Origin of the sequence: Marinilabilia sp., assembly GCF_016278715.1 — a bacterium.
Taxonomy (GTDB): Bacteria; Bacteroidota; Bacteroidia; order Bacteroidales; family Marinilabiliaceae; genus Marinilabilia.
Window position 1 is genome coordinate 1 of sequence record NZ_JADQBH010000094.1, and the last position, 12,888, is coordinate 12,888.

At 42.1% G+C, this 12,888-nt stretch carries 8 protein-coding genes, 1 tRNA gene and 1 pseudogene; 3 read left to right on the forward strand and 7 right to left on the reverse strand.

What is annotated here, in order from left to right; genetic code table 11:
* The 3 genes and pseudogenes from QZZ43_RS05760 to QZZ43_RS05770 all read left to right on the forward strand — a co-directional run.
* Positions 1 to 292 (forward strand): annotated as a pseudogene (locus QZZ43_RS05760) (hypothetical protein); the annotation flags it as partial.
* On the forward strand, positions 289 to 3,138 hold the full coding sequence (locus QZZ43_RS05765; RefSeq protein WP_291856975.1) for a type I restriction endonuclease subunit R: 2,850 nt from the start codon (positions 289 to 291) through the stop codon (positions 3,136 to 3,138). The pseudogene QZZ43_RS05760 and the gene QZZ43_RS05765, both read left to right, overlap by 4 nt.
* A gap of 535 nt (positions 3,139 to 3,673) precedes the next feature.
* Entirely contained in the window at positions 3,674 to 4,510 is an 837-nt protein-coding gene (locus tag QZZ43_RS05770) for an alpha/beta hydrolase-fold protein (RefSeq protein WP_291856976.1), read from the forward strand.
* A gap of 112 nt (positions 4,511 to 4,622) precedes the next feature.
* Here the strand turns inward: QZZ43_RS05770 and QZZ43_RS05775 are convergent, their stop codons facing one another.
* The 7 genes from QZZ43_RS05775 to QZZ43_RS05805 form a co-directional block, all read right to left on the reverse strand.
* On the reverse strand, positions 4,623 to 5,312 hold the full coding sequence (locus tag QZZ43_RS05775) for a nucleotidyl transferase AbiEii/AbiGii toxin family protein (protein ID WP_291856977.1): 690 nt from the start codon (positions 5,310 to 5,312) through the stop codon (positions 4,623 to 4,625).
* Positions 5,293 to 5,826, reverse strand: coding sequence for a hypothetical protein (locus QZZ43_RS05780; protein ID WP_291856978.1), 534 nt, complete (start codon positions 5,824 to 5,826; stop codon positions 5,293 to 5,295). Before QZZ43_RS05780 ends, QZZ43_RS05775 begins: the two co-directional genes overlap by 20 nt.
* A 1,282-nt stretch (positions 5,827 to 7,108) precedes the next feature.
* Positions 7,109 to 7,193: transfer RNA gene (locus QZZ43_RS05785), tRNA-Ser, on the reverse strand.
* A gap of 135 nt (positions 7,194 to 7,328) precedes the next feature.
* Positions 7,329 to 8,762, reverse strand: coding sequence for a protoporphyrinogen oxidase (hemG, locus tag QZZ43_RS05790; protein WP_291856979.1), 1,434 nt, complete (start codon positions 8,760 to 8,762; stop codon positions 7,329 to 7,331).
* Between the two features lie 169 nt (positions 8,763 to 8,931).
* Positions 8,932 to 10,302, reverse strand: coding sequence for an oxygen-independent coproporphyrinogen III oxidase (hemN, locus tag QZZ43_RS05795; protein WP_291856980.1), 1,371 nt, complete (start codon positions 10,300 to 10,302; stop codon positions 8,932 to 8,934).
* Positions 10,299 to 11,498: an MFS transporter gene (locus tag QZZ43_RS05800; RefSeq protein WP_291856981.1), complete on the reverse strand. Its 1,200-nt coding sequence runs from the start codon at positions 11,496 to 11,498 to the stop codon at positions 10,299 to 10,301. The genes hemN and QZZ43_RS05800 overlap by 4 nt, the downstream gene beginning before the upstream one ends.
* 166 nt (positions 11,499 to 11,664) lie before the next feature.
* A partial coding sequence (locus QZZ43_RS05805; protein WP_291856982.1) for a TonB-dependent receptor occupies positions 11,665 to 12,888 on the reverse strand: 1,224 nt, incomplete at its 5' end.

Genomic DNA, 12,888 nt, shown 5'->3' on the forward strand with positions numbered 1-12,888 from the left:
TACCGCACCCAATACCACCCGCCCCGGATCCACGCCCATGGCGGATCCCCCAACGGTCAAAACCAATACCGCCGCCGCATCCCAAAAATGGAAATCCGGGATTTTGGGGGTGATTTTGAATCAATTCAAACGAATTTGTACCATTAACGCCCGTAAAATAAATCCCGATTTTGGTTGGCAATCCCGTTTTCACGATCATGTCATACGCGACAATGCCTCTTTCGACAGAATACGTAATTACATCCTGACCAATCCCGAAAATTGGGCAAACGATAAATTTTCCGATTCATGAACGCACAACCCGAACAAATACTCGAAAACAACCTCGTTAAACAACTGGTAGAACTGGGCTACCAAAAGGTCATCATTAAAGATGAGGCCGACCTTCTGCTCAACTTCAAAAAACAGTTGGAGATTCACAATAAAACCACCCTTAGCGATAATGATTTCAAACAAATCATCAATTACATTAACAAGGGCAATGTGTTTGAGCGGGCCAAGATATTGCGTGACCGTGTGCCTTTCACAGACGACCAGGGCGACAACAAAACGGTGGAGCTGATTAACCAGATACACTGGTGTCAGAATGAATTTCAGGTTACACAGCAGGTTACCATGGAAGGGAGATATAAAAACCGGTACGATGTGACCATTCTTATCAATGGCCTGCCACTGGTTCAGATTGAATTGAAGCGCCGGGGACTGGAACTAAAAGAGGCCTTCAACCAAACCAACCGTTACGAGCGTCATTCTTATGGGGCGGGGCAGGGACTGTTTCAGTTTATCCAGATATTTATCATCAGTAACGGTGTCAATACTAAATACTACGCCAACGGGCCCCTCAAAGCCCGGTCATTTAAGCAAACGTTTTTCTGGAGTAATGTTAATAATCAGATTGTTACACAACTCTCTACTTTTGCTGATGCTTTCCTTGAGCCCTGCCATATCTCCAAGATGATTACTAAGTATGTGGTTCTCAACGAATCGCAAAAGATATTGATGGTGCTCCGACCTTATCAGTATTATGCCACTGAGGCCATTATCGAAAGGGTAAAAACCACCCGAAAGTTCGGCTATATATGGCACACTACGGGATCGGGTAAAACACTGACATCTTTCAAAACGGCTCAGATTCTTACTGCATTTCCCAAAGTGCATAAGGTGGTGTTTGTGGTGGATCGCAAAGACCTGGATTATCAAACCATCAAGGAGTTCAATAGTTTTTGTGAGGACAGCATTGACGGCACCAACAACACCAATGCTTTGGTAAAGCAGTTTGCCGGCAGTAACAAATTAATTGTTACCACCATTCAGAAACTAAATACTGCCGTCAGCAAAAACCGGTTTCTTGAAAAGATGGAACCGCTGCGTGATGAACGGATCGTTTTTATTTTCGATGAGTGTCACCGCAGTCAGTTCGGTAAAACGCACGAAACCATCAAAAACTTCTTCCGGCACGGCCAGATGTTTGGTTTTACCGGAACTCCCATCTTTGAGAAAAATGCGGGTGCCAACGAGTACGGAAAGCGTACCACAGGCATGTTGTTTGGCGACTGTCTCCATAAATATGTGATTACCGATGCCATCCGTGACAACAATGTATTGAAGTTTTCCATCGAATACATTCGAACTTTTAAAAAGAAAGACCACATTCTGGATATTGAGGTGGAGGCCATTGATGAAGCTGAAGTAATGGCAGCGCCTCAGCGGCTAAATAATGTTGCCGACTACATCATTGAAAACCATAATCGCAAAACACATGGCAGGGAGTTTACTTCCATACTTTGCGTCTCCGGGGTACCCACGCTCATCGATTATTACAGAATCTTTAAACAGAAAAAGGAAGAAGGACAGCACAATCTGCGCATTGCCACCATTTTCTCTTATCAAGCCAATGAGGATGATAAAGATGCCGTGGGCTTTGTAGAGGATGAAGAGTTTCTTACTGCTGCCGAACCCCGCATTGAGTACGATACCAAACACTCACGCGATGCACTGGAAGATTTTATTGGTGACTATAATAAGGAGTACCAGACCAATTTTACCACTCGCGACAGTGAATCGTTTTACCGCTATTACAAAGATATCTCCCGAAAGGTGAAAAACCGCCAGGTGGATGTGCTGCTGGTCGTAAATATGTTCCTTACCGGTTTCGACTCTAAAACGCTCAGCACCCTTTATGTTGATAAAAACCTGAAATACCACGGCCTCATTCAGGCCTTTTCAAGAACTAACCGCATTCTCAACGAACTGAAATCACAGGGCAATATTGTTTGTTTCCGGAATCTTAAAGAGGCCACCGATGAGGCCATTGCTCTCTTTTCTGATAAGGATGCAAAGGACGAAATCATCATGAAACCCTATGATGATTATGTGGCCCAATTCAACGAAGCCTTTCTAACGTTGCTGAACATTACGCCCACGGTAGATAGTGTAAATGATCTGCCCGATGAAGACAAAGAGCTGGAGTTCATCAAAGCCTTCCGCGAATTGATGCGCCTGAAGAATGTCCTCAATACTTTTACTGAGTTTACTTTTGAGGACATAGCCATGGGTGAGCAGTCCTTCGAGGACTACAAAAGCAAGTACCTGGATTTATACGACAAAGCCCGCAATCAAAACCAAAAGGAGAAAGTCTCAATTCTCAATGACATCGATTTTGAACTGGAACTCATTCACCGTGATGAAATAAATGTGGTCTACATTCTGAAATTACTGGGGAGCCTGAAAAATGCTAATCCGGAGGAACGCGAAAAACAAAAGAAGAGTATTCTTGATACCGTTGCCGGAGATACCCAACTCCGCAGTAAGCGCGAATTGATAGAAAAATTCATTCAGGAAAATCTGCCCCACATTGAAGAGACTGACGATATCCCAGACGCTTTTTATGCATTCTGGAACCAAGAACGCCAGCAGGCCATCGAGCAAATGGCCAGGGACGAGAACCTGGACTCCGACATGATTCAGGAAATCATAGGTGAATACCTTTTTACTGAGAAGAAGCCTTTGCGCGACGATATTATTGCCGCTATGCACGAACGGCCCAAATTAAAGGAGCGTGGCACTACTGCCGAGAGAATTACCAAACGTATTATGCGATTTGTGGAAACGTTTATTAATGGGGTGGTGGAGGAGTGAAAAAGTCCGGATGTTTCACTATTCGTTAGATTTTGATAACTGTGATTGAGTCATCATATTACCGCTTATGAAACAAGGCATAATTAAGAAGGAGTGACTATTTTATAAATTCTTGTTTGAATTTCGCGATTTGTTTTGGTCTTATTCATTTTTTGCTATTTTTGTTCTTGGGTTAGGGTTAAGGTTAAAACGGGTTTGTCAGAATGCTGGCAGCCCGTTTTTTATTTCCGGTCTCTGCGTTTTTTAACTTATTTCCCTGGCTTGCACTTCTTATTCAATATTTTTTCTTTTCCTAAATTCAAATTTTATTGACGTTTCTTTTTTGGTACTGTAACTTCCTACTTGGTTAAATTCAGCGATCCTCTTCTATCTTTTTGGTAGAGCTGAATGGAGCCGTGCTTTCTATGATATAATTACAGTAATAATACTTTTCCTTTTATTGTAAATAGAGTTGATTACGAAATACAATTGGACTCTTTAGTCGGTATGTGCGTTGTAGATACTCAATTTATTAATCATTAAAGGAGAGATAAAAATGAAAAAGAGATTATGGTTGGTCGGGATTCTGGCAATTTTATTCAATTATGGATATAGTCAGGATAATAGAGTGTTTCTCAACGATACCCAGACAATTTGGGTTGATTCAGAGTTTGTCAGTGATAAATTTCTCATTGAAAGTTACATTCCTTCAAATCTTTCAACCCCTATTGACTCTTTGCCTGTAATATTTGTTCTGGATGCTGATATGTGTTTTGCAATGACCTATGATATAGTGAGATGGTTGAGATGGGGTAATGAAATTCCAGAAGTTGCAATTATTGGAATTGCCTATGGTAAAACCCAAGCCGATTGGTGGCAAAAACGTTCGAGGGATTACACGACTTGTCAAGATGAGACTGAGATTTGGGGGAAATGGGAATTAGCAGGAGGAGGAGAGGATTTTATTAGTTTTATTGAGTATGAACTAATTCCCTTCTTAAATAAACAGTACCATTTGACAAGCTCAAATCGTACAATTGTAGGAATATCTTTAGGTGGTTTGATTTGTAACGACATATTGTTTTCGAAACCAAGCTTATTTGATAATTATATTATTTCGGGTCCAGCTTTACTTTGGAATGATAAACAGGTTTTTAAGCGGGAAGAAAAATATTCTTTGAATCATAGTAAGGTTGATGCGATTGTATATACATCTGTTGGAAGTCTTGACCATGAGACAATAATAAATCCGTGGAACGAATTTAATGATCTAGTTGAGAGCAGAAATTATGAAAATCTTAAATTTGAGCATGAAGTGATTGAAAATGAGACTCACTTATCGGTGTTCCCGCAGGCACTAACAAAAGGCCTGAAATTTGTCTTGAATCAATGAATCATAAGGATAAATCTACTAAAAAAGCGCAGATCCCCATTTAGAACTGGTAATCTGCGCTTTTTTTTGACCAAATTAAATCATCAATACATATCCGCGATTTTCTGGGTATTTATCCAATTCCTAATATTTTGTTGATTTTTTCAATAACAATTGGCATTCGTTCTTCAAGCATAATCGGATGGACATGCGACATGATAACTTCTTCAAGGAGTTGTTTTTCTTCGATAGTTTGCAGTTGTTCAATTAAGTAGTTTTTTATTCTTTTATCTGTATTTTGAATCTCTTCAACTATTTTGCTGTTGTTATCAATTACGTAGATGATATCTTCCATATCGTGACTGGTTCTGTAATCTTTGCCTCTATCGTTGAATGCTTCAAATTTAGTGGCCAGGTAACAAGGTGTAGGAAGAATTTGGATTACCTGATCATGTACTTTCTCTATTCTAAGATTATCGAATCCAATTTTATACCATCTGTTGGCTGGTCCCAGTGGGCTATCTTCAGCAGGCATAATATCTATTGGAATATCTTTATAGCGGTAACTACAAATGGCATGTCCAAATGGGTCAGGGTGTATACCTAAACTGGCCAATTTATCTTGAATATCAGCCCAATTACTCAGGTTGATGATATTCAAAGTCATATCAATATCCTGTGTAGGTCTTATTTCATCAGCTGCCGGATCGTCGGCATATAGACTAACTACTGCACCGCCTACAAACACTACGTGGTCTTTGAAATCTTTTAAAATCCTGGCAACTTCTGCTACAACTCCAATATTAATTGTCCTGTTCTTCAAGTTTTAATCTTTTTCTTAGGTGTTTAATTGCTAATTCTTTTTCTCTTGCTCTGCCAACACGCAGGGCATCTGCCAATGCTAATAGCTCATGGAACGAAGAGTCTTTTAATGCAGCTTCCGGAACAGATGGGTATAAAGGCGTAATCCCATGTCCTCTGATTTTCCCTTTTGCATAAGGCCAAACGTAATCTTCTGAGCTTGATATTTCCTCCTTTAATGGTGAAGCAGAATGCGAAGTCGGTATCCCTCTCACTACAGCTCCAGGCTTTTGGGGAAATACATAACGGAAGCCATATTGTAAGAACTCCATTAATGCCATTTTCATAACAACTTTTCCATTGGGAGCTAACAATCCGGTATTTTTTGATCTGGCCACAGATTCGCTTATTTCAGATTGACTCATTCCTAATGCTTCAGCTATTGGCTTTTGATTCCAGGTTTTATCTTCCAAACTGATTATTTTCAGTAGCAAGACAATATCCTGTGGTTTCATGGCGGTTTGTTGTTTTTTCATATTCTTAATATTGGATATCGCGATATGCAATATTAAAACATTAATCTCATTAAAACAATCATTTGTGGCAAAATATCACATATCGCGATAAGCGATAATTCTTAAGGGAGCGCTTATTGGAATGCTATATTAAAAAGCGCAGCCATACAGCTACGCTTTTATTCATAATTGCAACTTAATACATATTAGCAATTTTCTGCATATTCTTCCTAATCAGATTTATTCCGAAGATTCCGGAATTTGGTTGATTAGCATTCTAACATGCTTAAAAACAGATGTTTTTTCAGAATTACACATTCCAATGTTTTGGGTTTTTAGTAGATTCGAAGATTGTTATTTAAAAATGAAAGGGAAGTAAATGTTTTTGGAGTTTTTCGCATAACGACAATTGTGGCCATGGAGAGGTTATGGGCAGACAAAAAAAGCAACCGTGGAAAGTAATTAAGGAAAATTATACGGATAGAAAACCAATATTAATCGGACAGGACAGACGATAGTTGACACGACATATAATGTATACTCCGATGCACGAGGCGTGGATTCGGATAGCACTAGTCCGACTCTATGTAGATATCATAAATTTTTGTGGAGTAAACCTTTACCAAATGGAAAGACATCTGAGTTGACAGATAACAAAAACGGAGTTTATTTATATCATAACTCAGAACTTGGAGAATACTTTTTGGGAAGTGATGCTATAACACACTCATACAAAATTATAAACGGAAAAATTGGCTGACAGAACAAATACAAAACGAAGTAAACGAGATCTTTAACACAGGTTCAACTATTGGTGCATACACTTTATTTCCGAACAACCGAGTTGACGGAAAATATACGATAAATCAGGCACGTGGAGTAAATAGTTTAATTGACGACAGATTTGACTTGACACTGGAATGTATCCGATTGTTCTATTTAGGTCAGGAAAGTCCACTTTACGCCACGTTTTTGAGATATAAAAACTTCTTCGGCTTATTTGAAAGTTTTACAGGCTATATTAAGTTCTTTTTACTAGATGACCTTGTTGATGAAAACCAAAAAATTAAGTTTTACTTGCCAACGCTTCGTTCGAACCCCTCACTCTCAGGCATAAAAAAACCACCCTTTAAAAAGGATGGTTATTTTCAGCGGAGAGAGAGGGATTAGTTCGCTCCCACAAGGCTACAATCACAGTCCTGCTCATGATTGCAAAGCAATTCGAACCCCGGCCAGCGCTTCGTTCGAACCCCTCACTCTCAGGCAAAAAAAAACCACCCTAAAAAAGGATGGTTTCTTTTTGCGGAGAGAGAGGGATTCGAACCCCCGGTACCTCGCGGTACAACGGTTTTCAAGACCGCCGCATTCGACCACTCTGCCATCTCTCCAGTCAATTATTGTTGTTGCTTTTCAAGGAATGTGAAACCGTGTGTTTCTCTGTCAAAGCGGTTGCAAAATTAGGTGTTTTATTGAAATCACAAAACCTTTTGGGTAAAAAAATCAGACTATTTTTTTGGTTTTGTTTAATCTTGTTGGGTCTCAGAATTTTGAGGTTTGTCGTTTCTATCAAATATTTGATCTAACTCACGGGCCATGGTCACTCCCTGCTTAATGCGGTCGGCCATTCCGATGCCGTCTCTGAGGTTTCCCCCCAGCAGAAGTCCCGGGAAATGTTTTTGTATTTCTTCAACAGCTTCTAATCGTTTACCGGTTGAAATTCCGTATTGGGGTATGGCGTGTGTGTGGCGGAAAATGTGAAAGAGGTCGGGTTCTTCATCCGGCACCATCATCATTTTCTGAAGTTCGCGGAAGACCAGTTTTTTTATCTCTTCATCCTTGAGATTTACCATTTCCGGGTTACGCACTCCGCCCAGGAAAACGGAAAGCAAGGCTCCACCTTTGGGGGCGCGGTTTTTTAGGAAGGCAGACAAAAACAGAACGCCCAGAATATCCCGGTGTTCGCGGGAAGGTACGAGACCTCCGAAAGCTTTAAGGGGGATTCCCCGCCAATCTTTGTAGCCGATTGCCACCTGAACCACCTTGGCATAAATCAGATTGGTGATTTTTTGCTTTTCGTCTTCGCGCAGGAATGGGAGAATGCCGGGCACCTCGTGCGCTCCCGTGGTCGTTATCAGGGCGTCACTATCAATCATTTTAGTTTCGTTGTGGTGATCAAACTTTGCTGTGAAGTTATTATTGGCCGGACAAACGTTAATGTTGTGACAGCCCAGCAGTATTTCACCTTCTTCAAATTTTGCGGTGAGGGCATTAACAAGGTTGTCTAATCCTCCCGACATGGAGAACATTTTTTTATTGGCTTTTTTGTGATAGTTGTATAGCTCCGGGTCATTTTTCTTTTCCCGAATCAGTTCTGCGTGTTTTTTAAAAGTCCCTTTAATGAAGCTTCCGTAATTTTGCTCAAGATTGTAGAGTTTGGGAAGTGCGTAGCGTGTCACCAGTTGTGATGGGTCTCCGGCATAGATGCCCAGAATAAACGGGTCAACAGCATATTCCAGAAACGATTTACCCATTCTGCGTATAACCATCTGTGCCAGTGTTTCATCTGGATTTTTGCCGGGTTTTCTGAATGGTTCGGTCAATAATCTTAGTTTATCTCTCCAGGAAAAAAGCGGTGTTTTGATGCCTGCCTTCATGCAGGAGGGGAGGTCGTGCCAGCGGCCTTCTTTCCAGATCAACCGGCGCTTGGCTTCTTCATTCGCCGGTTCCACCTCTACCATGTCACCCAATTCCTCAAAAAGTTCTGCAACTTCGGGATGAGAAATCATTCCGGTATTTGGGCCGCTTTCATATATAAAGCCATCCTGACGATAGGTGTGTATTGCTCCTCCGGTTCTATCGTCTTTTTCCAGAATGGTCACTTTCCAGCCGGCTTTTTTAAGATAATACCCGGCAGTCAGTCCTGTTAATCCTGCACCAATAATTGTTGCTTTCTTCATAGAATGCGATGATGTTTTTGGGCCTCAGAGGGCATTTGGTATTATTCAACGGATTGAGGTTAAGACTGAGATAAACTCTCATTCTCTGGTTTATACCTTTGTCTTCCAGCATCGGCCCCCAAATTCCTGCTTTTTTAAGTCCCCCTTTGGGGAATTTAGGGGGCCCTTCTCAAATCGTTTTAGAGAAACGTTTTTCCCCTGCATTAAGTTTAGGGTCAAAAACTGCGGCAATATTCCGAATCAGCAAACGTCCTGTTGGTGTGACGGTTATCTCTTCTTCATTAAAGTCCAACAACCCGTCTTTAGCCAATGGGCCGAGGCTTTCTGGTTTAAAATCCGTTAGTTTTTTGAGTTTATCGGTTGTTATATTGATGCGTGCTGATACTTCCTGCCAGTTGAGCCGGTTGTTGCACATAATTTCGTTGATCACTTCACGAACGGCAATGTCCGTGTCATCCATCAGGTAACCTTTTTCCACAGGGGCTTCCCCTTTATTGATGGCTGCGATGTAGGCCGGAATATTTTTTGTGTTTTGCACGTAGGCATTGTGCAACTGACTGATGGCTGACATCCCGAAAGCATAGACCTGGCCGGTGGTATCGCGGGTGCAATATCCCTGAAAATTCCGGTGCAGGGTTTTGCTTTTGATAGCTACGCTCAGTGGGTCTTCGGGTATTGCATAGTGATCCATTCCAATGGCAATATAACCCGCATTCAGTAATGTTTCCCGGGCGTTATCGAACATCTTTATCTTTTCATCAGGTCCGGGAATGCCATTTTTTTCAAGTGTTTTCTGATGATTCTTAACCCACGGAACATGTGCATACGAGAAAGTTACAATCCGGTCGGGGCGTGCCTCAATGGCTTTCTCTATGGAGCGGGTAAACGACTCAGGAGTTTGATAGGGGAGACCGTAGATAAAGTCGAGATTGACGGATGCTCCGTTGTCCCTCAGCTGTTGGATGATATCCTTGACCGGAATGGCCGAGGGCTCACGATTTACAGCCAGGAGAATCTTCTCGTCGAAATCCTGAATGCCCAGACTCATGCGGTTAAAGCCCATTTTCAGCAGCCGGTTGATGTATTCCACCGTGAGGTACGCCGGGTTGCATTCAATGGCAATTTCAGCACTAGGGGCGGTTTTGAATTGTTGATAGATGGCATTCATGATGCGCTCTATCTGATCGGCCGACAGGGCATTGGGAGTGCCGCCTCCCCAGTGAATCTGGGTAACCGGTCGTGATTTGTCAATATGTGCCGCTATCAGTTCTATTTCCTTGATGATGGCATCAATATACTCTTCATAAAGATTGTTGTTGCGTGAAATCATCGTTGTGCAGCCACAATAAAAGCAAAGCTGCGTACAAAATGGAATATGAAGATACAGCGAAATCGACTTTGGATTGTGTTGATTCGATTCAGCTACAGCTTTGATGTAGTCTGACGCCGAAAAACCCTCCTTAAAAAAGGTGGCTGGCGGATAGCTGGTATAACGGGGTAATGGTTGGTTGTATTTTTCTAATAATTTTTCTTCAATCATCTTACTACTACTTTTCTGAAAACGGTTCGTGACAATACTAATAAAATAACACCTATGTGGGCTTCAAGGATAAACATTCCATGATAGCCGTAGGTGTTGGCAAACTTGCTGAGCCCAATGGTTAAAAACAGGCTGCTCAGATGAGTGATGACTATCTGTATGGTGAAGTCAGTCCCTTCCAGTCCCTTACGCACCTTGTCCATGGCTACTGTATAAATAAATACGGAAGCCATTCCGTAGGTTCCCCACACCATGGAGCTGGCCACATAAATTCCCCATAATGGAACCTGACCATGCATCATCCAAACGAAAAACAGAGCGGATAAAAACCCTGCCAGCAAAATGATTTGAAGTGCAGTGGTTCTGTTAACTCTGCGGATTATCCATCCGCCACCAAGTGAGAAGGCAGCTCCTACTGCTGTTCCGTAGATGCCCGATATCATCCCGATCTCTTTGGCGGTGTATCCCTGATCTACCATAAAAGGTTTGAACATGGATAACAGTCCGATGATTCCGGAGTAATATACAAACAACAAAAGTAGATGTCGTAAGTTGCCTCTTTGCTTAAAAAAACTGAATCCGTCATCCCATTTGGGGCGACGTTTCGGGGTGGTGGAGGCTTGTTCCAGTGGTAAACGGGCAAATGTTACGGGCATAAGGGCCATGGTTACCAAAAAGGCCAGCAACAGCAGCAGTGCCTGCCAGCCGATGTAATAGTAGGCCATTAGTAAGATGCCACTACCAATGGTGGTTCCCAGAAAACTGCCCCCCGATTGCATACTGTTGCCATAACTCCGTTCTTCCGATTTAAGGGTAAGAATGGCAAAGGCATCAGTGGCGATGTCCTGAGTTCCGGATGCGATAAAGGCGATGACAACCAGAAAAATAATGGTCGTGAAATCGCTGGACAGATTAAAAAAGCTAATCAAGACAATGACCATGGCATAAAACACTTCTGAGCCCAGGATCCATCGGCGGTAATGCTTTCGCGAAGGACTGGTGTGATCCACCATCGGAGCCCACAAAAATTTTAGTATCCACGGTATTTTGATGAGCTGAATGAGCCCGATGGAGGTCAGCGAGTAATCTTCCTGCCTCATAATTACGGGCACTACCGTAGAGAAAAAACTCATGGGGATAGATTGCGCCAGATATAGGCTCAGAAGGGTTCCGTATTTCTTAAAGGATTGGTTCATTGAATGACCTGCTTATTTGTTTTGTGCTCCCCTTGTTAAGGGGCCTTGTATTTCATTACTTGTCAATGTGATGGAACAGGCTATATTTCAGGTGCTTGGTTGCATGAAGCTTTTCTTTTAATATAATGGCATCTAATCTTCAACCTCAGCCTCTAACTTCCGACTTCTAGAACATCACCTTCAATCGGGCACTAAAGTTAGCAGGAATTCCCCGTTGAGCATAGTTGCTGCCCAATGCACTGAACCTGAAGACCTGATAATCTTTGTCAAAAATATTTCTTGCCCGGAATGAAAGGCTTGCATTTTTTCTTTTGAGGGTTACTGAGGCGTTCCACACACCATAGTATTCCTGCGATGTGTTGTTTTCATCATTCCAGTACAATTTTCCGGTTCCCTGGTAATTGAGGTTCACCTGAACTTTGTCAATCAGTTGACTTTTGAGGGGAATGTGAATGTTTTGTCCGGCATATAACGTCACCCGGGGAGCATAGGGCAGGTAATTTCCGGAAAGATCGGTGCTGTCATTCTTCTGGTACTCCAAAAAAGCAGCTTCTGTGTAGCCTGTATTGATGGTGGTTTCCAGAATTTTATTTGGTCTGATGGCCAATTCCGCTTCCAGTCCTTTACTTTCGGAATGTCCGGCATTTTTGAGCATGGAACCCCGTCCGCTGGGCACTGGTTGATAAATCTGCTGATTTCTCCAGTCGATGTAGAATCCGGTAATGCTAAAACGTAGAAGATTGAGAACCCATTTCGATTTCAGACCAGCTTCGTAATTCCAGCTGTGTTCGGCATCAAAAGTTTGGTCTTCCGGTCGCTCAAAGGTGCTGTTGAAACCTCCTGTTTTGTAACCTTTGGTCAGCGATGCATAGATGTTAAAAGCATCCGAAATTTGATAATCGAGTGTGATTCGTGGCAGAATCTCAGAGAAATTCATGTCTGAGTCGGTGCTGTCCATGGGGATGGTTGCGCCGTCCCGAATCATATCGTAATAGTAATCCTGCGTATTCTTTTCCCAGTCTATCCTGACGCCAGGTGTAATTGACAGTCCGTCGAACAGAAAGTCGCTGACCGTACTTTGTGCAAAAAATGCCACACCGGCATTTGTGTGTTCATAATCCTTTCTGATTTGGGTGGAGTAACCCGGTCCGGTTCCCACCCTCACATTTTTTTCCAGGGAATGGTAAAAACCGAAAACACCAAAAATTGTTTCCGTTTTATCTCTTTCTAACGTAGCCGTTATTTCCTGCGATAAAACATACTGAGTTTGGGGTTGAGACACAATATACCGTGAGTCGGGGGTGAAGTCCTGATCGATGGTTTGCTCATCATCTATGTACTGCCCGCTTGTTACGGCATTCAGGGTTATTTTGTCCAATGTCCAGCTGTT

Bases quoted from the DNA above. Each gene is read 5' to 3' on its own strand.
- hemN (WP_291856980.1), bottom strand. From the start codon at position 10,302: ATGATTGAAGAAAAATTATTAGAAAAATACAACCAACCATTACCCCGT.
- hemG (WP_291856979.1), bottom strand. From the start codon at position 8,762: ATGAAGAAAGCAACAATTATTGGTGCAGGATTAACAGGACTGACTGCC.
- QZZ43_RS05765 (WP_291856975.1), top strand. From the start codon at position 289: ATGAACGCACAACCCGAACAAATACTCGAAAACAACCTCGTTAAACAA.
- QZZ43_RS05800 (WP_291856981.1), bottom strand. From the start codon at position 11,498: ATGAACCAATCCTTTAAGAAATACGGAACCCTTCTGAGCCTATATCTG.
- QZZ43_RS05780 (WP_291856978.1), bottom strand. From the start codon at position 5,826: ATGAAAAAACAACAAACCGCCATGAAACCACAGGATATTGTCTTGCTA.
- QZZ43_RS05770 (WP_291856976.1), top strand. From the start codon at position 3,674: ATGAAAAAGAGATTATGGTTGGTCGGGATTCTGGCAATTTTATTCAAT.